The organism is Synechococcus sp. CC9902 (assembly GCF_000012505.1).
In the GTDB taxonomy this organism is placed as follows: domain Bacteria; phylum Cyanobacteriota; class Cyanobacteriia; order PCC-6307; family Cyanobiaceae; genus Parasynechococcus.
This window is the reverse complement of sequence record NC_007513.1, coordinates 287,716-309,309: the sequence shown is the minus strand read 5'-3', so window position 1 is coordinate 309,309 and position 21,594 is coordinate 287,716. Positions and strand designations below refer to the sequence as shown.

Genomic DNA, 21,594 nt, shown 5'->3' with positions numbered 1-21,594 from the left:
GAAACCAACCTTAAGAGAGCCACCACCCCGACCGCTTCTTAAACTCGGCAAACGTCTCCGGTGCGACATGGCCGACACCCTGCTGAAGTGCACAACGCGGCATGTACGCCTGTTCACCGCTCGGGTGGACAACGATGACCTCGTGCCAAGTGCGAATGAGCTCACCTTGGACCTCGATCCAGACAATGAATTCATCTGGAGTGAAAGCTGCATTTCCCAAGTGCAGCAACGCTTCAAGCAACTCGTAGACGCTGCCGCAGGCGGCGAACTCAGCGACTACACCTTGCGGCGAATTGGAACGGACCTGGAAGGGTTCATCCGGCAACTCCTTCAACGGGGAGAGCTCAGCTACAACCCGGAGGCTCGCGTTCAGAACTTTTCGATGGGTCTCCCGCGCACACCAGAACTGCTGTGAATCGTTCCCGCTACGACAGCTATGACCGCCCCCAAAGTGGAGGAAGGTATGAGCGCGGCTACGACGATCGGCGTAACAGCGGTCGTGGGAATCGCCCCCCAGGCCCACCGCCAGAAGGTGGCGGACCTGATTTCAATTTCAGTTCACGCACCGTGGCGGTGCTCGCAGGAGTTCTTGTGGTGGGTATTGGCATTGGGAGTGCCGTCACCAGCACCACCCAGGGAGATCAAGGCAATATCGCTAGCTCACAGCAACTCGACATGGCCGTGCCAGACCCCGAGTTCTGTCGGCAATGGGGTGCAAGCGCCTTTGTGATGGATATCGAGATGTACACAACACTGAATCCCTCCAGCAGCTTCGTCACCCAGCCAACCCTTCAGCCAGGCTGCGTCATTCGTCGGGAAAACTGGTCTGTGCTGCGCAAAGAGGGCGCCATCACAGGGGATCAGGAACGGGAATGCAAGCAACGCATGAACACCTTTGCCTACATCGGATCAGTGCGAGACAAACCAGTGGTGCGCTGCGTTTATCAAACAGACATTTCGGAAAATCGCTTCCTCACGAAAGGAATCGCCGACGACACCGTGGGCATCACCCCGGAAGCGGATCAATTCTGAGTCAGCTGATCGGCTGATGAAAGCGGCACCACTGGCGTCGCTACTTTTTGTCGGATCGGACTGTCGGGGCTCGCGAAAACAGGCAATACGTCTTGGCGGAACGCAGCGGATGCCCTCGAGCAGTACCGCGCTGGATGGGTAATCAATTTCAACTGTCGTTTCACCTGCAAGTCAGCCACCTGGGGGCGATGGATCGTGCCTGCAGCGAGCTCACGATCAATCGAAACCACAGGCACAAAGGCTGCTCCCAATCCGGCCTGTACAGCGTTTTTGATCGCCTCAAGGGAGTTGAGCTCCATCTCGATGCGCAAACGTTGCACATCCAGCCCGGAGCGGGCGAGCAATTGGTCCACCATTTTTCGGGTGGTGGATTGGGCATCCAAGCAAACAAAACCAAGCCGATACAGATCTTCCTTCGTTAGCTCGGTCAAACGAGCCAACGGGTGCTTCACCGGAAGCACCAGGGCAAGTTCATCACTGGCATACGGAACCACTTGCAGGAGCTCGTTCAGCTCCGGTGGCAATTCCCCGCCAATGATGGCCAAATCAATCTGGCCATTCGCAACACTCCAACCGGTTCGCCGGGTGCTGTGCACTTGAAGCTGAACGGCCACTTCTGGATATTTCTGCCGAAATAATCCGATCATCCGCGGCATCAAATAAGTGCCTGTTGTTTGACTCGCACCAACAATCAACGATCCGCCCTTGAGGTTGTGAAGGTCATCCAGCGCACGACAGGCTTCTGCGCACTGGCTGAGGATGCGGTCGCAATAACTCAAGAGCAGATGTCCCGCTTCGGTGAGTTGCGCTTTCCGCCCACCGCGATCGAAGAGGGACACCTCGAGTTGTTTCTCGAGATTTTGAATCTGAAGACTGACGGCAGGCTGCGTGACATAGAGGCTGTCGGCAGCCTTCTTGAAGCTTCCCTCACTCACGATCGCTCGCAGGATGCGGAGCTGATCAAGGGTGAACGGCAGATCAGCCACCGCGATGCACCCGTCGGAAAAACTGAAATCTAAGCCCGGGATGACAGACCGCCAGAATCACGGCCTAACGAGGCCCCTCCATGGCAACCACCCACCACAGCAGCTTGGTCATGCTGGTGTTGCTGGTGCTCTTCGCGGTGATTCACAGCGGAGGTGCAGCCCTACGCGTTCGAGCTGAAGCCGTCATCGGAGCACGAGCGTGGCGTTTGATCTTTGCTGCCCTCAGCATTCCTTCAGCGGTGGTGGTGATTGGCTACTTTCTGGCCCACCGCTACGACGGTCTCCGGCTTTGGAACCTGCAAGGCGTTCCTGGGATGGTGCCAATGGTGTGGGTTGGCACCGCGATCAGTTTTCTTTTTCTCTACCCAGCCACTTACAACTTGCTGGAAATCCCTGCAGTGTTGAAGCCTCAGGTGCGCCTTTATGCCACAGGAATTATCAGGATCAGCCGCCATCCACAGGCAGTTGGGCAAATTCTGTGGTGCTTCACCCATGCTCTGTGGATAGGGAGCAGTTTCATGCTGGTGACCTGCGCAGGACTTATTGCCCACCACCTTTTCGCTGTTTGGCATGGGGATCGCCGCCTGAAGTTGCGCTTTGGAGATGCCTTCGATGAACTCAAAAACTCCACCTCATCGGTGCCCTTTGTCGCCGTACTCGATGGTCGCCAGAACCTGGATTGGCGCGAGTTTGTCCGTCCGGCACAACTGGGAATTGCCATCGCAGTAGGCGTGTTTTGGTGGGCCCATCGCTTTATTCCCCAAGCCGGCGAGTTGGTGCGCAACTCCGCACTCGAGTCCCTGTTCAGCTGAGCTGCCTACACTCATCTCAATTGGCTTGAAGTGGATGCCCTCGGCAGCGGAACTGGCCTGGCTGATTCCTGTTCTTCCCCTGTTTGGGGCTGTAATAACCGGGCTTGGGCTGATCAGCTTTAACCGAACAGTGAATCGGTTGCGCAAGCCCGTTGCACTGCTTCTCATCACCTGCGTTGGCGCAGCTGCTGTGTTGAGTTACGCCATTTTGGCGAGTCAACTAGCTGGTTCTCCGCCGGTTGAGCATCTCTTCATCTGGGCAAGTGCAGGCGACTTCACATTGCCCATGGGGTATGTCGTTGACCCGTTGGGCGCAGTGATGTTGTCGCTGGTCACCACCATTGCCTTATTGGTGATGGTGTACTCCCACGGGTACATGGCCCACGACAAGGGTTACGTTCGGTTTTTCACTTATCTCGCCCTCTTCAGCAGCTCGATGCTTGGGCTGATTATTAGTCCCAATCTGCTCGAGATCTACGTGTTCTGGGAGCTGGTGGGGATGTGTTCCTATCTACTCGTTGGTTTCTGGTACGACAGAGACGGCGCTGCCCACGCGGCCCAAAAAGCATTTGTAGTCAACCGCGTTGGCGACTTCGGACTTCTCTTGGGAATCCTTGGCCTGTTTTGGGCCACTGGAAGCTTTGATTTCCAAGGCATTGCCGATGGTTTGCAGCAAGGGTTAGCCAATGGCAGCGTCGCTCCATGGGCTGCACTACTGCTTTGCCTCCTGGTGTTTATGGGTCCGATGGCGAAATCGGCTCAATTCCCCCTCCACGTTTGGCTACCCGATGCCATGGAGGGACCAACGCCCATCTCAGCTCTCATTCACGCCGCAACGATGGTGGCGGCTGGGGTTTTTCTCGTCGCGCGTTTGGATCCGCTTTATACCCAATTCCCAGTTGTTCAAACCGTTATTGCAGTGGTTGGAACGATCACCTGCTTCCTTGGAGCCTCCATCGCCCTAACCCAGATGGACCTCAAAAAAGGTTTGGCCTACAGCACCGTGTCGCAACTCGGTTACATGATGTTGGCCATGGGCTGCGGTGCTCCGGTTGCCGGAATGTTCCATCTGGTGACGCACGCTTTTTTCAAAGCAATGCTGTTTTTGGGCTCAGGGTCCGTCATCCATGCCATGGAAGAAGTGGTGGGTCACGAACCCGTCTTGGCTCAGGACATGCGCCTCATGGGTGGCTTGCGCCAAAAGATGCCGATTACCGCCATCACCTTTTTTATCGGTTGCATCGCGATCAGCGGAATCCCTCCTTTGGCAGGTTTCTGGAGCAAAGATGAAATCCTGGGCCAAGCCTTCAATGCCTTCCCAGTGCTGTGGCTTGTCGGGTTCCTCACCGCCGGCATGACGGCCTTCTACATGTTCCGGCTTTACTTCCTAACCTTCGAAGGGGAGTTCCGTGGCAACGACAAGGCGATGCAAACATCGCTGCTTGCCGCCGTGGGAAAAGAGAACAAGGAGCATGGCGACCACGCCACCAGCGTGCATGAGTCGGCCTGGCCCATGACAGTTCCCCTGGCTGTTTTGGCTGTTCCATCCGTGCTGATTGGTTTGCTAGGAACGCCTTGGAATAGTCGCTTTGCCGGTTTGTTGAACCCTGAAGAAGCAGCGGAAATGGCCGAACATTTCAGCTGGGCGGAGTTCCTACCTCTCGCAGGAGCCTCAGTTGCCATTTCACTGGTGGGCATCACCCTTGCCGTTCTCGCTTACGCCCTGCGCCGGATCGATCTAGGTCAGCTGGTCGCTGGTCGCTTCCCCACGATCAACGCCTTCCTGGCGAACAAGTGGTATCTCGATTCGATCAACGAAAAATTATTTGTTCGCGGTAGTCGGAAGCTCGCTAGAGAGGTTCTTGAGGTGGACGCAAAGGTGGTGGATGGGGTGGTGAACCTCACCGGTTTGCTCACCCTCGGTAGCGGAGAAGGCTTGAAATACCTGGAGACTGGCCGTGCTCAGTTCTATGCCTTGATCGTGTTTGGCGGCGTCATTGCGATGGTTGTTTTATTCGGTGTGATCGGCGGACCGATCAGCTGATCAAGATCGGCATGTGTGTCATCGCCTATCGAGGTGATGACACAGGCCCAGTGATTTCTACGATCCAGCCAGTGGAGAGCTGGGTAGTCCGTGATCGAGTTTGCAGTCGCCGGGCTGAGCGACCCCGTGCAAGCGACAGTTCCGTGGTTGAGCCTGTCGATTTTGGTGCCCATTGGCGGAGCGCTGCTCATCCCTTTCATTCCCGACCAGGGAGAAGGAAAGCAAATTCGCTGGTACGCCCTGATCGTCACCCTGATCACCTTTCTGATCACGGTTGCGGCGTATCTGACGGGGTATGACCCCAGCCTTAGCGGTCTGCAGCTCTTTGAACGCGTTAGTTGGCTGCCAGAGATCGGTCTGACCTGGACCGTCGGAGCCGACGGGCTATCAATGCCCCTCATCCTGCTAACAAGCTTCATCACCAGCCTGGCCTGCTTAGCGGCCTGGCCGGTGACGTTCAAACCGCGTTTGTTCTTCTTCCTGTTACTGGCAATGGATGGCGGCCAAATCGCCGTTTTTGCCGTGCAAGACATGCTGCTGTTTTTCTTGGCATGGGAGCTCGAACTTCTCCCGGTTTACCTGCTACTTGCCATCTGGGGCGGCAAAAAACGCCAATACGCTGCCACCAAATTCATTCTCTACACCGCAGGGAGCTCCCTGTTCATCCTCTTGGCTGCTCTTGCCATGGGGTTTTTCGGAGGAGGAACGCCAAGCTTCGAATACACAGCACTGGCTGCGAAAGACTTTGGCAGTGGCTTCCAGTTGCTGTGTTACGCGGGACTACTCATCGCCTTCGGGGTCAAGCTGCCGATTGTGCCCCTGCATACCTGGCTACCGGATGCCCATGGAGAAGCCACAGCGCCCGTGCACATGCTGCTGGCTGGCATCCTTCTGAAGATGGGTGGCTACGCCCTACTGCGATTCAACTGTGAGCTACTGCCAGCGGCCCATGCCCAGTTCGCACCACTGCTCATCGTTTTAGGAGTGGTCAATATCATTTATGCCGCCCTCACATCCTTCGCCCAACGCAATCTCAAACGAAAAATTGCCTACAGCTCCATCAGCCATATGGGCTTTGTGCTGATTGGCATCGGCAGCTTCAGTGTTCTTGGAAGCAGCGGCGCGATGTTGCAGATGATCAGCCATGGATTGATCGGTGCCAGCCTGTTCTTCCTCGTGGGAGCGACCTACGACCGCACCCACACGTTGCTACTGGATGAGATGGGCGGCATTGGCCAAAAAATGCGAATCATGTTCGCCCTTTGGACCGTTTGCGCCCTTGCCTCCCTTGCCCTGCCAGGGATGAGCGGTTTTGTGAGCGAGCTGATGATTTTTGCAGGGTTCGCCACAGACGAGGCCTATACCCTTCCTTTCCGCGTGGTGATTTGCGGTCTAGCCGCTGTAGGCGTTGTGCTCACACCGGTTTACCTGCTCTCAATGCTGCGAGAAATATTCTTTGGCAAAGAGAAAGCTGAGCTGGCTTCCCACACCAACCTGGTGGATGCCGAGCCTCGCGAGGTTTACATCATTGGCTGCTTACTGGTTCCGATTATCGGCATCGGTTTGTATCCACGCCTGATGACCGATAGCTTCAGCAGCTCCATCGAGGCTTTGGTGAGCCGTGATGTGACCGCTATGGAGCAACTCACGAAACCCACCGCCCCTTTAATTCGAGGTCAATCAACGGTTCCAGCCATCTTGCGCGCTCCGAACCTCGGCACGCCAACTCCTAAGTGACGTATCGATGCGGTGGTCTTGGGGCTGAAACTTCTTAAGTTCGTGCCGCTGAGACGCCACATCTATGCGCCAGATCAATTTCGGACTGATCTTCGGCTTTGGACTCGTTACCGTTTTTTTCACGCTTGAAAATACGGCAGCTACAACAGTCCACGTCTTACCAGGGATGCAATACACCTTGCCCTTGGCTGGCCTTCTTCTATTTGTCGCCGGAATCGGTGCGGCATCCGCCTGGTTTTTCGCCACATGGACAGGAATGCTGAACAACGTGGATCAACTGAGCAAAGCGACTGAATTTGAGGCACAACAGGTTCGCATTCAAGAGCTGGAAACCGATCTCAATCGATATCGTTCCACGGTCGAAACGCAGCTTGGCCTTCTCCCTGCCACCACCGTGAGCACGACCGTGAGCACCAGCGAAGTCGACTCACCCATAAGCAGCACCTGAAGACGATCGTGATGCGGGGCTAGCCGACCAGCGATGGGGTCGATACCTTTTGACTAGAAGAGGGAGTCCATTGCATCAGGCGGTCCCCAACGAAGGTGCTGATGCCGGTGCCCGCCTTGCGATCCGACTTCTGCAAGATGCTGCCGAGCGGGGCGATCTCGATCCTTGGGACGTGGATGTGATTGCCGTCGTAGACGGTTTTCTTGATCAACTCAGGCAACGCATCGAAGTTCCGCGTCAAATTGCAGCGGCTTTGGCAGGACGCGGTGGCAGCTACGAACGTGATCTTGCAGAGAGCAGTGAAGCCTTTTTGGCCGCTTCAGTGCTTGTGGGTCTAAAAGCAGAAGTTCTCGAAGCCAGCATGCTTCCACCGCCCCCAGAAGTGGAGGAGTATTTCGACACCGACTTTGATGATCAGGGATGGCTGGATCCCAGCTTCGATTTACCCCGACGACCTGAACGTCATCTGCTTCGGCGTCCAGTGGCACCTCCACCACTCCGTCGGCCGGTAACGCTCGGAGAACTCATTGAACAGCTCGAAAGCATTGCCGGACAGCTCGAGTCCGACGAACTGGAGATGCGCCGCCGTCAACGCCGCAAGCGGTTCAGTACCCGTGACGCCATCAACCAAGTTGCCAACTTGGCGCACCGCGAAAAGTTACCGGAAACCACCGCAGCCCTCGGCGTGTTTCTAAACGGCTGGGAAGACGCCCTGGATTGGGTAGATTTTGAAGGCCTCGTCCAACGCTGGGGCCAGGTGGCTGCAGCTGATCTTGATCAAGACAGGGTGGGCGTGTTCTGGGCCCTTCTATTTCTGTCCTCACAAGGCAGTGTGGAGCTCGAACAATCGCAATGGCTGCACGGACCACTTCGGCTCAAACGGATCCCAGCAGCTGGCATCCCAACGCAATTGCCGATCAGCAGCCTTCAGGTTGCGACCCCAATACCAGCGCCAACAGCCGTTGCTGCCTAAATTTGGTCTAATGTGCTGCCAATTCAGGAGCCCGAAACGCCAATGAAGGCGATGATTCTGGCGGCTGGCAAGGGGACAAGGGTGCAGCCGATCACACATGTGATCCCCAAGCCGATGATTCCAATCCTGCAAAAGCCAGTGATGGAATTCCTGCTGGAACTTTTGAAGGAGCACGGTTTCACCGAAGTGATGGTGAACGTGTCGCACCTAGCAGAAGAAATTGAAAACTATTTCCGAGATGGTCAACGTTTTGGCGTTGAACTGGCCTACAGCTTCGAAGGACGCATTGAAGATGGAGAACTCATTGGCAGTGCGATGGGTTCTGCCGGTGGCCTGAAGAAAATCCAAGATTTTCAACATTTTTTTGATGACACCTTTGTTGTGCTCTGCGGTGATGCACTGATCGACCTCGATCTCACCGAAGCGCTGAAGCGGCACCGAGAAAAAGGGGCCATCGCCAGCTTGGTCACCAAACGCGTTCCCAAAGATCAGGTGAGCAGCTACGGCGTTGTCGTGACTGATGACGAAGGTCGGATTTCCTCGTTCCAAGAAAAGCCCAGTATCGATGAGGCCCTGAGCGACACGATTAATACTGGCATTTACATTTTTGAGCCTGAAATATTTGACCACATCCCTTCAGGAGTGTCCTTCGATATCGGCTCAGATTTGTTTCCAAAGCTGGCGGCCTCTGGAGCTCCCTTCTATGCCATACCAATGGATTTTGAGTGGGTTGATATTGGCAAAGTTCCCGACTATTGGCAGGCCATTCGTAGCGTTTTATCTGGTGATGTTCGCCAAGTGGGTATTCCTGGCAAAGAGATCCGTCCAGGCGTCTACACCGGCCTGAACGTGGCCGCTAATTGGGACAAAATCAATGTGACTGGGCCCGTATATGTCGGAGGGATGACCAAAATCGAAGACGGTGCAACGATTATTGGTCCCACAATGATTGGGCCTAGTTGTCATATTTGCGAAGGAGCCACGGTTGATAATTCGATTATTTTCGACTACTCCCGAATTGGAGCGGGCGTTCAACTTGTTGAAAAACTTGTGTTTGGCCGTTATTGCGTTGGCAAAGATGGCGACCACTTCGATCTTCAAGAAGCCTCCCTGGATTGGTTGATCACCGATGCACGACGCCAAGACCTTGTGGAACCATCACCTCAACAAAAAGCGATGGCCGAGCTGCTTGGCACAGATCTCATGTCGTCGGTGAACTGATGTTCGCTTGATCAAGGATTAAGGGGATTCGCTCCTCTGCCTTAATCGCCATGAGATGCACACCCTGAACAATGCCGAGGTATTGCCGCACCTGCTCAGCGGCAATGGAAACGCCTTCCATCGCGGGATTTGATGCGCCTTCAAGACGCTCGATCAAGTGCTCGGGAATGCATGCCCCTGGCACCACACGGTTAATAAACAGGGCATTTTTGGCCGATTTCAACAAAAACACCCCTGCCAAAACTGGAAGCTGAAGCGGCCCCGCCAGCTCCCGCTGAAACCGGTCCAACACCTGCGGGTCCATCACCATTTGGGTTTGCACGAATCGAGCACCGGCTCCAGCCTTCCGCTGCAATCGACGTTGTAAACCACTCCAACTCCGCGAGTGAGGGTCGGCTGCACACCCTGGAAAAAGAGCAGTAGCACCATCAGGAAGACTGCCCTTCACGGGATCCTCACCTCGGTTCAAAGCCTCCACTTGCTGCAGCAATTTCACAGACTCCAACTCGTTTACCGGCCGCACCGAAGGCTGATCCCCACTGCGAACGGGATCGCCCGTAAGACAAAGGAGATTGCGAATCCCCAAAGCATGGGCACCGAGCAAATCCGCCTGCAAAGCAATCCGATTGCGATCACGGCAGGCCAACTGCAACACAGGTTCAGCACCTGCCTCGATCAGGAGTTTGCAGGCGGCCACACTGCTCATTCGCATGACAGCACGGCTGCCATCCGTGACGTTCAAAGCGTGCACGCGCCCCTGCAAATGAGCCGCCATAGCAAGCATGTGAGCAGGATCAGCACCTCTTGGCGGCATGACCTCTGCCGTGAGTGCCTGCTTGCCGGCCTCAATTGCGCACTGGAGCGCCGTCTTCAAAGCCTTTTATCGCTTCAACGCACCACTATGCAGGATTGGACTTGGGTCGGGACTAACATGTTTTCAAAGGGGTTGACTATGTCATCCGTCGATACAACTGATCCCTTGGACATTTCTCTGTCTGCCAGGGAGATCGAGATCATTCAGTTGGTGGCAGAGGGTCTCACCAATCAAGAAATCGCCGATCGTTTGACCATCAGCAAACGAACCGTGGACAACCATGTGAGCAATGTGTTCACCAAAACAGGTTCAAAAAACCGGGTGGCTTTGCTGAATTGGGCTATGGACAACGGAAAGATTTGTCGTGACGGTTTTAACTGCTGCGCTCTTCCAGATGCCGATCCCCACGAACCTTGATCGAAGGAACGACGGGTTCCGGCAAGGCTTGAAGCGAGGACGGAAGTAACGCAAGCTCAAACAAATTGGCGTATTCCATACAGGCTTCGATACTGCTTCCAACGAAGCGAAGCATTCCTGTTGCGTCGTATAGACCAACCACTGTCAGAGCACCGCTCGCCTGGCCCGAATCTAAAGGAAATCTATAAATTGGTCCAGGGGTCAAGCCAGTCCGTGCCGCACCCGTTCCTGCAGAGGCCATGACTGCACAGGATGTTGAGCCAGGACAGCATTCGACCAGAGTGATTCTCCGGTGATCTCAAGGCCACACCATGGCGGTATCACTACGGATTGATCCACCTGAGGGAGCTCCACTTCCGCCAACACCAAAGGAGCATTCGTCCCAGCAAAACAATCCACAACCCATTCGCCCCCAGGGAGATCAAGAAGCCAGCGGGTCTTCTCCAAGCGATGCGGTGCCAGTTTCCACATGGCCTCGGCGTCCTCCACAGGAATGACGTATTCGAACTCATGCCGCACCAAGCCGCTGACACCAGCGGGAGCTTTCAGGGTGAGCCAGGCCTGGTTGTTGTCCTGGATGCGCAAGCGCACCGTGACCCCTTCAGCACTTGCAGCCAAGTAACCCTGCCGCAAAGGCTGAGCACACCCGGCATGAGCTCGCCAGGCCTCCCCAGACACCAAGAAGCGACGCTCTATCTCGAGAGCCATAGATCCGTTAATTGGGCGAAGGCTGACTGGCCGTCAGGCTTCCAGCCCAATGGAGTTTGTGGGTCAAAGTTCGGTAATACGACGGACTTTGATTCAGTAACACCATCTGCGCGTGATGGCGTGCCTGTTGAACCACACAGCACTCTCCCGGTTGCAAAACCGTGCATCCCACTCCGTCTTTCCAAAGCTTGATTTGATGGCCTGCATCCCCTAAGGGCCAAAGCACAAGCCTGGAACGGGGTGGCACCACCACGGTGCGGCTTGAGAGGCTCATCGGACAAATCGGCGTGACAATGATGGCGTCAATACCTGGATGCAAGATCGGTCCTCCAGCTGCCATCACATAACCCGTCGAGCCTGTTGGGGTCGCCAGGATCAGTCCATCGCCCCGCACCTGATCCACCACCTCTCCATCAATCTCAAGCTCAAGCGTGCAAGTCGGAGAAATTTCATCGCGATAAGCCCGCAGATAGAAATCATTCAGAGCCCAATGGTGTTCCTCATCGTCTTCAACATCGGGCTGCTGTAACAGCGCCGGGCCCTCAGCACGCTCCGCAGCACAACGACGGTCCACCATCGCCTGCAACATCATCCGCCGCTCAATCGCAAATTGATCGTCGAGCAAACGCTGCCAAACCTCAGCCCCCTGCAACACCAGTCGGTCATGGGTGAGGAAGCCAAGATGACCACCCACATTGATGCTGAGGAGGGGAATGTCGTGGACGGCTAGGTGGCGGGCAGCACCAAGAACCGTGCCGTCCCCTCCTAATACAACCGCCAAATTGGGAAGTTCCCCCTCTACCGCGAGAAGCCCTGGGAAAGGATTGGCACGGGGACCAGACATCGCCGAAACGACCTTGGCACCTAAGGCCTCTAACTGTTTTGCACAGTGGCGGGCTTCACGTTGGGCCGGTGGACTGTCAGCCCGATAGATCACCCAGACCCGGTCGAGACGCATGACCCTTTAGGGGAGCAACTACCAGCGCAGCAGATTGAACTGCTCCATATCGACGGTAACTCGGTTGCGGTAAAGCGACAGCAAGATGGCCAAACCAACGGCAGCCTCTGCAGCTGCAACAGTGATCACAAAAACCGCAAACACCTGGCCGCGGATGAGATCACCATCGACATAGGAGGAGAACGCCATCAAATTGATGTTCACCCCATTGAGCATGAGCTCAATGCTCATCAACACCCTCACGGCGTTTCGGCTGTTAATTAACCCCCAAACACCGATGCAAAACAGCATCGCCGCCACCAAGAGGTAGGCCTGAAGAGAAGGAAGTGTGGAAAGAAGATCGTTCATGGGTATGGCAATCAAGAGGAGCGCCGCTCTAGGAGGAGGGGAGTTCGTGCTTTTTCGATCAAGCCCTGATCGGCCGCTTCACCAGTGACCACGTCGTTCGCCAACACATCACGACGGGCCAAAACAATGGCTCCAATCATGGCCATGAGCAACAGCACAGACGCCAACTCAAACGGGAGCAAGTAATCCGTGAAGAGGTGTTCACCAATGCGCGCAGTGGCTTCTTCCCCCACCGCAGCTGGTCCAGGCAGGGACCAGGGTGTCGTGACCACCACGCGCACTAAGAGAGCTAGAAGTCCTAAACAAACTCCACCCGACACAATCCGACGGGTGGTGAGGTTGGCGATCGCTTTGAGATCTTCCCGCTTGTTCACGAGCATGATCGCGAACAAGATCAAAACGTTGATAGCCCCGACGTAGATCATCACTTGTGCCGCCGCAACGAAGCTGGCGTTCAAAAGCAGATAAAGACCAGCCACTGCCATAAACACTCCACCAAGGAGGAAGGCTGAATAAACAATGTTGCTGAGAAGGACAACACCAAGCGCGCCGGTCACGACGACAGCGGACAGCACTAGAAAACAAATCAGTTCCGTGCTTGTCGCAATAGTCATGCGTCCTCCTTCAAGACAGCCTTGGAGGATTGTCCCTCATCCTTAACTGGAGCAAGGGTTTCCAACACTTCAGCCGGAAGCTTGCCAGCACGGGGACGATCAGCTGAAACAGTGTGGGGATCCATTTCCCCAGCGGGCAGGTACACAAGCTCCCGCAAAGGCTGAACCGATGGGTCGGTCGTCACGCTCGTGGGCAAACGACCAAGCGCAACGTTGTCGTAGTTGAGACTGTGGCGATCGAAGGCTGCCAACTCATATTCTTCAGTCATCGACAAGCAATTGGTCGGGCAGTACTCGACACAATTTCCACAAAAAATGCAAACACCAAAGTCGATGGAGTAATTCCTTAATTCTTTCTTTTTCGTTGCTTTATTCATCACCCAATCGACCACAGGAAGGTTGATCGGGCAAACCCTTACACACACTTCACAGGCAATGCATTTATCGAACTCGTAGTGAATCCTGCCCCTGTAACGCTCTGAAGGGATGAGCTTTTCGTAGGGATATTGCACCGTGACGGGACGGCGCTGCATGTGGTCGAAGGTGACCGCAAATCCCTGCGCCAGATTCCGGGCTGCATCCACAGCATCCCGGGTGTAGTCACCAACCTGTTTGAGGAATCCGAACATCGACAGGAACCAGGGGAAGTGTGAAAACAGTCCTCAACCCCATGATGGCGGAGTCGAGGCATAGAAGGCGGATTCAGCCGCCGAATGCCACAGGGAAAGCCAACTTGAGAGCTGCCGTAACCAGCAGATTCACAAGCGCAAGTGGAAGCAGGAACTTCCAGCCCAGGTCCAGCAGCTGGTCGATCCGAACCCGAGGCGTGGTCCACCGGAGCAGGATCGCAATGAAAACCAGGAGGTAGGCCTTCAGGATCGTCATCATGATGCCAACAGATCCTGTGATCACCTGAACAACAGGGGCATCAATGGGTTGATGGAGCCAGTCCGCCAACCACTCCACAGGGATTGGGAAACCCCAACCTCCCAGATAAAGCACCGATACCAAGACGGCCGAGAGCACCAAGTTGATGTAGCCCGCCAGGTAAAACAGGGCAAACTTCATCCCGGCGTATTCGGTTTGGTAGCCCGCTACAAGCTCTTCCTCTGCCTCCGGAAGATCAAAGGGAAGACGCTCACATTCGGCTAAGGCACAGATCCAAAAGATCAGAAAACCAACGGGTTGACGCCAAATATTCCAACTCAGAATGCCGGCTCCGGTTTGCTGGTTGACGATGTCGACCGTGCTGAGGGAATTGCTCATCATCACGATGGCCAGCACAGCCAAGGCCAGAGGGATTTCGTAGCTGATCGACTGCGCTGCAGCGCGCAGCCCCCCTAAGAGCGAATACTTGTTATTGGAGGCATACCCACTCATCAATAGACCAATCGGCTGCACACTGCTGAAGGCGATCCAAAGAAAGATCCCAACACCAACGTTGCTGATTAGAAGGTTCTGACCGAAAGGAATAATCAGCCAGGACACGATCACCGGAACGACCACGAGGATCGGACCAAGAGTGAACAAAATACTGTCGGCTCGCGCAGGAATGATGTCTTCCTTGACGAGCAGCTTCAGGCCATCGGCCAAAGGCTGAAGAACGCCAAGAGCGCCGGCATATTCAGGACCAACACGCTGCTGAACGGCAGCAGAAATCTTTCGTTCCAGCCACACCGACACCAACACACCAACAACCGCCGCCACAAGGACGAGCAGCATTGGCAGGGGCAACCAGAGCAACCGAGCCACCTCTGGGGAGAGGCCAAAACCCTGCATTGCTTGGCTAAAACTCAGTTCCAGGTCCAGTCCTGGGCTCACCATGGTGTCGACTGAAGTCTCATCAACTTAATCGGCCGTAGACACAGCTCGCTTCTCCATCGGAGTCCAACGACGCGGTTGAGCTCCTGAATAGATCTGTGATGGGCGAAATATGCGGTTCGCTCCCAGTTGTTCTCGCCAATGAGCAAGCCAACCAGCCACACGAGCGATCGCAAACACGGGCGTGAATAGATCGCGCGGAATACCGAGTTTTCGGTACACCAAACCGGAATAGAAATCCACATTTGGGTAAATGCCCTTAGGCCCCAGGCGAGCCATCGCTTCATGTTCAATCGCTCGTGCAACGTCGTACAAGTCGTCGTGGCCGAAGTCGTTAAACATTTCCTCCACAAGCGACTGAAGGATCACCGCCCGAGGATCTTTCACCTTGTATTCGCGGTGACCAAAGCCCATGATCTTGCGCTTGGCAGCAATTGCCTCATCAAGGAAAGCGCCAGCCTGCGCGGGGGAGCCCACCTCCTCGAGCATGGCCAACACATCCTCATTCGCTCCACCGTGCAATGGACCCGCCAAGGTGCCAACGGCAGATGCAATCACCGCATAAGGATCAGTGAGGGTACTGGCAGTCACCCGAGCACTAAACGTGCTGGCATTCAAGCTGTGCTCCGCATGGAGCATCAAGCACCGATCAAAAATCCGTGCCGCGCGAGGGTCAGGCTCACGCTCGGTGAGCATGTAGAGAAAATTGGCCGAATAGGCCAAATCATCGCGAGGCTGAATCGGATCCTGACCCTTGCGAATCAACTGAAACGCCGCCACCATCGTCGGGATTTTGGCGATTAACCGAACAACAGCTTTGTAGATGTATCCGGGGTCATCGATGGCCCGCCTGGAATAAAACAGCCCCAGGGATGCAGCACTGGACTGCAAGGCATCCATGGGATGACCACTGGCCGGGAAGCACTTCATCATGTCTCGCACCCGGAAGCTCACTCTTCGATGCATTTGAACTTCATGCTCAAAGGCTTGAAGCTGGTCATCGGTGGGCAACTCACCCCAAATGAGTAAGTACGCCGTCTCTAAAAAACTGCTGTTAACGGCCAAATCCTCCATCGGATAGCCGCGGTAGGTGAGAAGCCCCTGATCACCATCGATATCGCAAATCGCAGACTTGGTGGCGGGCACGCCATCCAAACCAGGCCTCAATTCGATTCCAGTCCGCGCATGACGAAGGTCGCCACCTTGCTGCTGAGCCAACGCCTCGATGCCACTACAGGCAACTTAAGCGGAGAGATCGAAGGCCCTGAATCTGTCGAGACCCATCCCCCCAATGGCCTAACCCACAGGCCAGATCCAAACTGAGAGCTCAACGCAATCGCATGCGACGGAGCACCATCGTTCCGATCTCCCGGACCTCGGCAACCCCTAACGCCGAACCGATCAGGCCAAAGAAGGCCAAACCCAACAGGCTTGGTATCCCGACGCGTGCCAGCAAACCAAACCAGCCCAAGGGCCAGTCCACCCAAAGGGACAGCCCCCAAACGATGCAACCGGTCAGAGCCCCCGCCAAAAGCAAACGCGTCGTATCCAGTCCCCAAGGGATCAGCGTCATCGCTGGCATGCGGCGTTTGAGCACGAGCAACAACGCCAAGCAGGTCAGAACGTTGATGGCAACGGTGGCCAGCACCAAGCCTGAGGCGCCGAAATTGAAGGGCGACTGATTCCCCCATGGAGTAGGCCCTCCCACCAACAGCCAATCAAAAATCACATTGAGACCGATTCCCGCCAAAGACAGGCGAAATGGTGTTGTGCCATCTCCAAGGGCATAGAACACTCGAACCAAAACATCGCGCCCGAGATAGGCGGGCATCCCAAGGCCGTAGGCCATCAGCAATGCCGCCACCAATTGTGCGGCGGCTGAATCAAACGCGCCGCGTTCGTACACCAAGGCCACGATTGGAGTACCCAGAGCGATGAACAACGCTGCGATCGGGACCATCGAAGCGGTCGAAAGCATCAACCCCTGTCGAATACGGGCCAGCAACTGAGGCTGATCCTTTGGAGCAGTCAAGCGCGCAAATGTGGGCAGCAAGGGCACCAACAACGCGTTGGAGATCAAGCCAAGTGGTGTCTGCACCAGCAGGTTCGCGTAACCGAGACCCGCGGCCGCACCAACGATGCCTGAGGCAAAGAAAAGATCGGTGAACACATTGATTTGCAACATCCCAGACGACAACGTTGCAGGCCCCATGACCCGCCAAACCTCACGAACGCCCGGATGGGTCCAGTCCCACACCAACTTGAACCGAGCCAATCCTTGCCGCATCAACGCCGGCAGCTGGATGAGCCATTGCGCGAGGGCTCCTACCAGCGTTGCAGCAGCCAACACAAGACCACCAACCATGGCGGAGGACGGTGCACCGATCTCTCCTCCGAGTTGCCACCAGAGGAGGCCAACACCAACCATCAGCGCAAGGCTCGACATCAGCGGCGAAATCGCCGGGATCCAAAACTCATCGGCGGCATTGAGCGAACCAAAACCAAGGCCAATCAGCCCGGCCAAGAGCGCCATCGGTGCCATGACTTGCAACTGCACCACCGCAATCGCATGCAATTGCGGATTCAGTCCGGGGCCGACCAACGAGATCAACGGATCCGCTGCGAGCACCAACAACACAGTGACCACAAGAAGCAGAGCACTAACGGTGGTGTTCAGCGCAGCAAGAATGTGGGCCCCCTCCTCCCGTGGTCGCCGACTAAGAACACTCACCATGGCGCTATGAAACGGCCCATTGATGCCCCCTAGGAGGATCAACAAAAAGCCCGGCAAGACGTAGGCGTAGTTGTAAGCGTCGTAGGCAGCACCCACCCCAAAAGCGGCTGCAATCACAAGCTGCCTGGCCAACCCACCGATCTTGCTAAGCAGGGTGCCAAGGGTGACAACCACTGCAATGCCCTTCAGTGAACGTGCCATGGGGCTCTAGCGATGGCCGCATTGTGGGGGCACAGCGGGTCAGCATGGGGAGCCATCGGCTAGCGCCATGACCGGCCTTCCCCCCCTGGACATGCCCTTGCTGGAGTTTGAACCGCTGCAAGAGGGCGTCCTCATCAAGCGATACAAACGTTTTCTGGCAGATATTGAGCTCAGCAATGGAGAGGTCGTCACAGCGCACTGTGCCAATACAGGCCCGATGACAGGTGTTCTGATCCCAGGCCAACGGGTTCGCCTGCGGCATGCGCCTTCACCCAAACGAAAACTGGCCTGGACCTGGGAGCAAGCAGAAGTCCCTGGTGCTGATGGTCAGCCGTGCTGGGCAGGCATTAATACAGCCCTTCCGAATCGACTCATTCGAGCCACCATCGAAGCTGGATGCCTATCGGAGCAGTTGGGAGCCATCAGCAACATTCGTGCTGAGGTCGCCTATGGAACAAACCGTCGAAGCCGCATTGACTTATTGCTGACTCCAGGGGAGAGCAATCCCGATCAGCGCTTGATTTACCTCGAAGTGAAAAACACAACCTGGACCGACGGAACCACGGCACTGTTCCCAGACACCGTGACGGAGCGAGGGCAGAAGCATCTAATTGAATTAATGGGCGTGCTTCCAGAGGCACGAGCCGTTTTAGTTCCTTGCCTGAGTCGTCCTGATGTTATGGATTTCGCTCCGGGCGACGAAGCAGACCCGCGCTACGGGTCGCTATTTCGCGACGCATTAGAGGCAGGCGTTGAAGTTCTTCCATGCTGTTTTCGTTACCAATCCAACGAAATCAGCTGGCAAGGGTTACGTCCGCTCAAGAAATTTCAAAATCTGTAGCAATAGAAACATTTGATGGCAAAGGCAGGCGACAACTTGTACAAGTTCGTGGGGATACATCCTCACGCGTTTTTTGCAGTTCTGCTCTCTCGCTCATGACAACTGCCTATCAATCGCCACCGTTGCGAAGGCGTAAAACGCTTCAAGAAGCAAGTCTTTTAAACGGCCCCATGTTGCTGCTCAACAGCATCAGGGGATTCAGCTCCAACCGCGCCGCCATCTGGCTCGCTTGCGCACCGCTGGCATTGCTTGGTCTTGGCATCTTTACGTTGTCGGCCAAGGCTGAAGAGCTTCCCGAGCTATCAGCCGCTTTCCTTGCCAACAACCTTTGGCTGCTGGTCGCCACGATCCTGGTGATCTTCATGAATGCCGGCTTCGCCATGGTCGAAGCCGGCATGTGCCGTCAGAAAAACGCCGTCAATATTCTTGCCAAAAACCTCTTCGTGTTTGCCCTCGCGGTGACCGCCTATTGGTTTGTTGGCTACTCCTTCATGTATGGCGATGCTGCGATCGACGGCTGGCTGTACTTCGCAGGATTTTTCTTCGATCCAGCCGTTACTGCTGAAACCATTAGTGAAGCTGGCCTTGTGCCAACGGTTGATTTCCTCTTCCAAGCCGCCTTTGCTGGCACAGCTGCCACCATCGTTTCCGGCCTCGTAGCTGAGCGAATCAAATTTGGCGAGTTTGTGATTTTCGCCCTCGTACTGACCGCTTTCATCTACCCAGTTGCCGGCAGCTGGGAATGGAATGGTGGTTGGCTCAACAGCGTTGGCAACAAAGAGTTCATCGATTTCGCTGGTTCTTCCATCGTCCACTCCGTTGGTGCCTGGGCTGGTCTCGTCGGCGCCATGCTGCTTGGCCCCCGCATCGGTAAATACGTAGGCGGCAAGGCCCAGGCCATCCCTGGCCACAACATGTCGATTGCCACCCTTGGTTGCCTGATCCTTTGGATTGGCTGGTATGGCTTCAACCCAGGCTCCCAACTCGCGATGGACCAGTGGGTGCCCTACGTCGCTGTCACCACAACTCTTGGTGCAGCTGGTGGCGCCATTGGCGCGACGGTGATCTCCACGATCACTTCCAAAAAGCCTGATCTCACCATGATCATCAACGGCATTTTGGCCGGACTGGTGAGCGTGACCGCCGGTTGCGGCAACCTCACCCTTCCAGGCTCTTGGGTGGCTGGATTGGTAGGCGGCATCATCGTGGTGTTCGCTGTTTCGGCGCTCGACAATGCAGGGATTGATGATCCTGTTGGTGCCTTCTCAGTTCACGGCGTTTGTGGCGTATGGGGCACCGTTGTGATCGGCCTTTGGGGCTTTGATGTTCAGGGCGACGGCTCCCCCCTCGGCCTTCTCGTTGGTGGTGGAATTGAGCAGCTCGGCATCCAAGCCTTGGGCGCTGGTGCTTACGCCATCTGGACCGTGGTGACCTGCTTCGTTGCTTGGAAAATCATCGGCGCACTCTTCGGCGGCATTCGTGTCACCGAACAAGAAGAAACCGAAGGTCTCGACATCGGCGAACATGGAATGGAGGCCTACGCCGGTTTCTCCACTACGAATTAAGTCCTCAAGGACGCTTTCCTTCAGCCCGGCCCACCGGCCGGGCTTTTTTATGCCCTGCTTCCTCCGCAGGCCCCATAGAGTTAGTACATCAAAGCGCACGTCATGGACACCCACGCCTTCAAGCGCTCCCTCCACCACTCAGAGCGATACAACCGGCGCGGGTTCGGGCGAGCCGAAGAAGTGGCCGAAAATCTTGAGCAGGCCTATCAAAGCGGGCTCATCGGCACGATTCGCGATAACGGCTACAAGCTCACGCATGGACGCCTCAATGTTCATCTAGCCGAAGCGTTTGGCTTCTGCTGGGGTGTCGAACGTGCCGTCGCGATGGCCTACGAGACGCGACGTCATTACCCCAGCGAGCGGTTGTGGATCACCAACGAAATCATCCACAACCCCTCCGTCAACGATCATCTGCGCGAGATGGACGTTTTGTTTATTCCGGTTGAGGAGGGGGTGAAGGATTTTTCAGGAGTCACATCCGGCGACGTTGTGATTCTTCCCGCCTTCGGGGCCACCGTTCAGGAAATGCAACTGCTCAATGAGAGGGGTTGCCACATCGTGGACACCACTTGTCCATGGGTCTCCAAGGTATGGAACACCGTGGAGAAACACAAAAAGCACACCTTCACTTCCGTGATCCACGGCAAGGTGAAACACGAAGAAACCCTGGCGACGAGCTCATTTGCCGGAACCTACCTTGTGGTTTTGGATCTCGAAGAAGCCCAGATCGTCGTTGATTACATCCTTGGCAAAGGGGATCGAGAAGCATTCATGCAGCGTTTCGCCAAAGCATGTTCAGAAGGATTTGATCCAGACCGAGACCTGGAGCGTCTCGGTGTCGCCAACCAGACCACCATGTTGAAGAGTGAAACCGAAGAAATCGGCCGAATGTTCGAGCGCACCATGCTGAGCAAGTACGGCCCCGCTGATCTGAACGAGCATTTCTTGGCGTACAACACCATTTGTGATGCCACACAAGAACGTCAAGACGCCATGTTCTCCCTCGTTGACGAGCCCTTAGACCTGTTGGTGGTAATTGGGGGCTTCAATTCTTCCAACACCACCCATCTGCAGGAAATAGCCGTCAGTCGCGGCATCCGATCGTTCCACATCGATACACCCGACAGGATCGACGAAACGACCAACTCAATTGAACACAAACCTCTGTCCGAGGACTTGAAACGCGATCAGGTCTTTCTGCCAGCTGGGCCTGTCACCGTAGGAATTACGTCTGGAGCATCCACTCCAGATCGAGCCGTGGAAGCTGTGATCGAAAAGTTGATGCGCCTCAGCGAAAACTGACGCCAATCAGCTTTACAT

Annotated in this window: 24 protein-coding genes; 13 read left to right on the top strand and 11 right to left on the bottom strand. The window is 55.6% G+C overall.

The features are described from left to right. The first annotated feature begins 67 nt into the window (after positions 1 to 67). Together SYNCC9902_RS01430 and SYNCC9902_RS01425 are read left to right on the top strand one after the other, a co-directional pair. Complete coding sequence (locus SYNCC9902_RS01430) at positions 68 to 415, top strand: NAD(P)H-quinone oxidoreductase subunit M (RefSeq protein WP_011359128.1); 348 nt, start codon at positions 68 to 70, stop codon at positions 413 to 415. Continuing rightward, positions 412 to 1,032, top strand: coding sequence for a DUF3172 domain-containing protein (locus SYNCC9902_RS01425; protein ID WP_011359127.1), 621 nt, complete (start codon positions 412 to 414; stop codon positions 1,030 to 1,032). The genes SYNCC9902_RS01430 and SYNCC9902_RS01425 overlap by 4 nt, the downstream gene beginning before the upstream one ends. Here SYNCC9902_RS01425 and SYNCC9902_RS01420 read toward each other — a convergent pair. Further along, entirely contained in the window at positions 1,023 to 2,018 is a 996-nt protein-coding gene (locus SYNCC9902_RS01420) for a LysR family transcriptional regulator (RefSeq protein ID WP_011359126.1), read from the bottom strand. The two genes, SYNCC9902_RS01425 and SYNCC9902_RS01420, sit on opposite strands and share 10 nt — an antisense overlap. Before the next feature lie 80 nt (positions 2,019 to 2,098). Here SYNCC9902_RS01420 and SYNCC9902_RS01415 point away from each other — a divergent pair, with 80 nt between their 5' ends. The 6 genes from SYNCC9902_RS01415 (at position 2,099) to SYNCC9902_RS01390 (ending at position 9,253) form a co-directional block, all read left to right on the top strand. Continuing rightward, positions 2,099 to 2,830 carry an NnrU family protein gene (locus SYNCC9902_RS01415; protein WP_011359125.1) on the top strand — a complete coding sequence of 244 codons (732 nt, stop codon included), beginning with the start codon at positions 2,099 to 2,101 and terminating at the stop codon, positions 2,828 to 2,830. Positions 2,831 to 2,864: 34 nt separating this feature from the next. Continuing rightward, positions 2,865 to 4,874: an NAD(P)H-quinone oxidoreductase subunit 5 gene (locus SYNCC9902_RS01410; protein WP_011359124.1), complete on the top strand. Its 2,010-nt coding sequence runs from the start codon at positions 2,865 to 2,867 to the stop codon at positions 4,872 to 4,874. A 90-nt stretch (positions 4,875 to 4,964) separates the two neighbouring features. Then, positions 4,965 to 6,611 carry an NAD(P)H-quinone oxidoreductase subunit 4 gene (locus SYNCC9902_RS01405; RefSeq protein WP_011359123.1) on the top strand — a complete coding sequence of 549 codons (1,647 nt, stop codon included), beginning with the start codon at positions 4,965 to 4,967 and terminating at the stop codon, positions 6,609 to 6,611. Positions 6,612 to 6,675: 64 nt separating this feature from the next. After that, positions 6,676 to 7,059 carry a lipopolysaccharide assembly protein LapA domain-containing protein gene (locus tag SYNCC9902_RS01400; protein WP_011359122.1) on the top strand — a complete coding sequence of 128 codons (384 nt, stop codon included), beginning with the start codon at positions 6,676 to 6,678 and terminating at the stop codon, positions 7,057 to 7,059. Positions 7,060 to 7,129: 70 nt separating this feature from the next. Beyond that, positions 7,130 to 8,032, top strand: a complete 903-nt coding sequence (locus SYNCC9902_RS01395) for a segregation/condensation protein A (RefSeq protein WP_041424742.1) — start codon at positions 7,130 to 7,132, stop codon at positions 8,030 to 8,032. 42 nt (positions 8,033 to 8,074) lie between these two features. Continuing rightward, the gene (locus SYNCC9902_RS01390) at positions 8,075 to 9,253 is read left to right on the top strand and encodes a nucleotidyltransferase family protein (protein WP_011359120.1); all 1,179 of its coding nucleotides are present in this window, start codon (positions 8,075 to 8,077) and stop codon (positions 9,251 to 9,253) included. Here SYNCC9902_RS01390 and SYNCC9902_RS01385 read toward each other — a convergent pair. Continuing rightward, positions 9,234 to 10,127, bottom strand: coding sequence for a methylenetetrahydrofolate reductase (locus SYNCC9902_RS01385; RefSeq protein ID WP_011359119.1), 894 nt, complete (start codon positions 10,125 to 10,127; stop codon positions 9,234 to 9,236). The two genes, SYNCC9902_RS01390 and SYNCC9902_RS01385, sit on opposite strands and share 20 nt — an antisense overlap. Before the next feature lie 78 nt (positions 10,128 to 10,205). On the opposite strand from SYNCC9902_RS01385, the gene SYNCC9902_RS01380 reads away from it, so the two are divergent. After that, complete coding sequence (locus SYNCC9902_RS01380) at positions 10,206 to 10,484, top strand: helix-turn-helix domain-containing protein (protein WP_011359118.1); 279 nt, start codon at positions 10,206 to 10,208, stop codon at positions 10,482 to 10,484. Here the strand turns inward: SYNCC9902_RS01380 and SYNCC9902_RS11930 are convergent. From SYNCC9902_RS11930 to SYNCC9902_RS01345, 8 genes are all read right to left on the bottom strand, one after another. Further along, positions 10,441 to 10,725, bottom strand: a complete 285-nt coding sequence (locus SYNCC9902_RS11930) for a hypothetical protein (RefSeq protein WP_083756832.1) — start codon at positions 10,723 to 10,725, stop codon at positions 10,441 to 10,443. The two genes, SYNCC9902_RS01380 and SYNCC9902_RS11930, sit on opposite strands and share 44 nt — an antisense overlap. Then, complete coding sequence (locus SYNCC9902_RS01375; protein ID WP_011359116.1) at positions 10,686 to 11,192, bottom strand: CYTH domain-containing protein; 507 nt, start codon at positions 11,190 to 11,192, stop codon at positions 10,686 to 10,688. The genes SYNCC9902_RS11930 and SYNCC9902_RS01375 overlap by 40 nt, the downstream gene beginning before the upstream one ends. A 7-nt stretch (positions 11,193 to 11,199) precedes the next feature. Beyond that, positions 11,200 to 12,150 (bottom strand): NAD(+) kinase, encoded by a 951-nt coding sequence (locus SYNCC9902_RS01370; protein ID WP_011359115.1) that lies wholly within the window; start codon positions 12,148 to 12,150, stop codon positions 11,200 to 11,202. Positions 12,151 to 12,168: 18 nt separating this feature from the next. Continuing rightward, a complete protein-coding gene (gene nuoK / locus SYNCC9902_RS01365) occupies positions 12,169 to 12,498 on the bottom strand; it encodes an NADH-quinone oxidoreductase subunit NuoK (protein ID WP_009788272.1) in 330 nt (109 codons plus the stop codon). A gap of 11 nt (positions 12,499 to 12,509) precedes the next feature. Then, positions 12,510 to 13,112: an NADH-quinone oxidoreductase subunit J gene (locus SYNCC9902_RS01360; protein WP_009788273.1), complete on the bottom strand. Its 603-nt coding sequence runs from the start codon at positions 13,110 to 13,112 to the stop codon at positions 12,510 to 12,512. Next, positions 13,109 to 13,741, bottom strand: coding sequence for an NAD(P)H-quinone oxidoreductase subunit I (gene ndhI / locus SYNCC9902_RS01355; RefSeq protein WP_011359114.1), 633 nt, complete (start codon positions 13,739 to 13,741; stop codon positions 13,109 to 13,111). The genes SYNCC9902_RS01360 and ndhI overlap by 4 nt, the downstream gene beginning before the upstream one ends. A gap of 73 nt (positions 13,742 to 13,814) precedes the next feature. Beyond that, the gene (nuoH, locus tag SYNCC9902_RS01350; protein WP_198001764.1) at positions 13,815 to 14,933 is read right to left on the bottom strand and encodes an NADH-quinone oxidoreductase subunit NuoH; all 1,119 of its coding nucleotides are present in this window, start codon (positions 14,931 to 14,933) and stop codon (positions 13,815 to 13,817) included. Positions 14,934 to 14,960: 27 nt separating this feature from the next. Continuing rightward, positions 14,961 to 16,151, bottom strand: a complete 1,191-nt coding sequence (locus tag SYNCC9902_RS01345; protein ID WP_011359112.1) for a citrate synthase — start codon at positions 16,149 to 16,151, stop codon at positions 14,961 to 14,963. Here SYNCC9902_RS01345 and SYNCC9902_RS12640 point away from each other — a divergent pair. Then, a complete protein-coding gene (locus SYNCC9902_RS12640) occupies positions 16,119 to 16,256 on the top strand; it encodes a hypothetical protein (protein WP_198001744.1) in 138 nt (45 codons plus the stop codon). The two genes, SYNCC9902_RS01345 and SYNCC9902_RS12640, sit on opposite strands and share 33 nt — an antisense overlap. Before the next feature lie 4 nt (positions 16,257 to 16,260). On the opposite strand, the gene murJ is transcribed toward SYNCC9902_RS12640, so the two are convergent. Then, complete coding sequence (murJ, locus tag SYNCC9902_RS01340) at positions 16,261 to 17,868, bottom strand: murein biosynthesis integral membrane protein MurJ (RefSeq protein WP_011359111.1); 1,608 nt, start codon at positions 17,866 to 17,868, stop codon at positions 16,261 to 16,263. Positions 17,869 to 17,935: 67 nt separating this feature from the next. Here murJ and sfsA point away from each other — a divergent pair, with 67 nt between their 5' ends. The 3 genes from sfsA (at position 17,936) to SYNCC9902_RS01325 (ending at position 21,576) form a co-directional block, all read left to right on the top strand. Then, on the top strand, positions 17,936 to 18,709 hold the full coding sequence (sfsA, locus tag SYNCC9902_RS01335; protein WP_041424740.1) for a DNA/RNA nuclease SfsA: 774 nt from the start codon (positions 17,936 to 17,938) through the stop codon (positions 18,707 to 18,709). Positions 18,710 to 18,804: 95 nt separating this feature from the next. Beyond that, positions 18,805 to 20,274, top strand: coding sequence for an ammonium transporter (locus SYNCC9902_RS01330; protein WP_011359109.1), 1,470 nt, complete (start codon positions 18,805 to 18,807; stop codon positions 20,272 to 20,274). Positions 20,275 to 20,376: 102 nt separating this feature from the next. Next, a complete protein-coding gene (locus SYNCC9902_RS01325; RefSeq protein WP_011359108.1) occupies positions 20,377 to 21,576 on the top strand; it encodes a 4-hydroxy-3-methylbut-2-enyl diphosphate reductase in 1,200 nt (399 codons plus the stop codon). Positions 21,577 to 21,594: the final 18 nt, after the last annotated feature.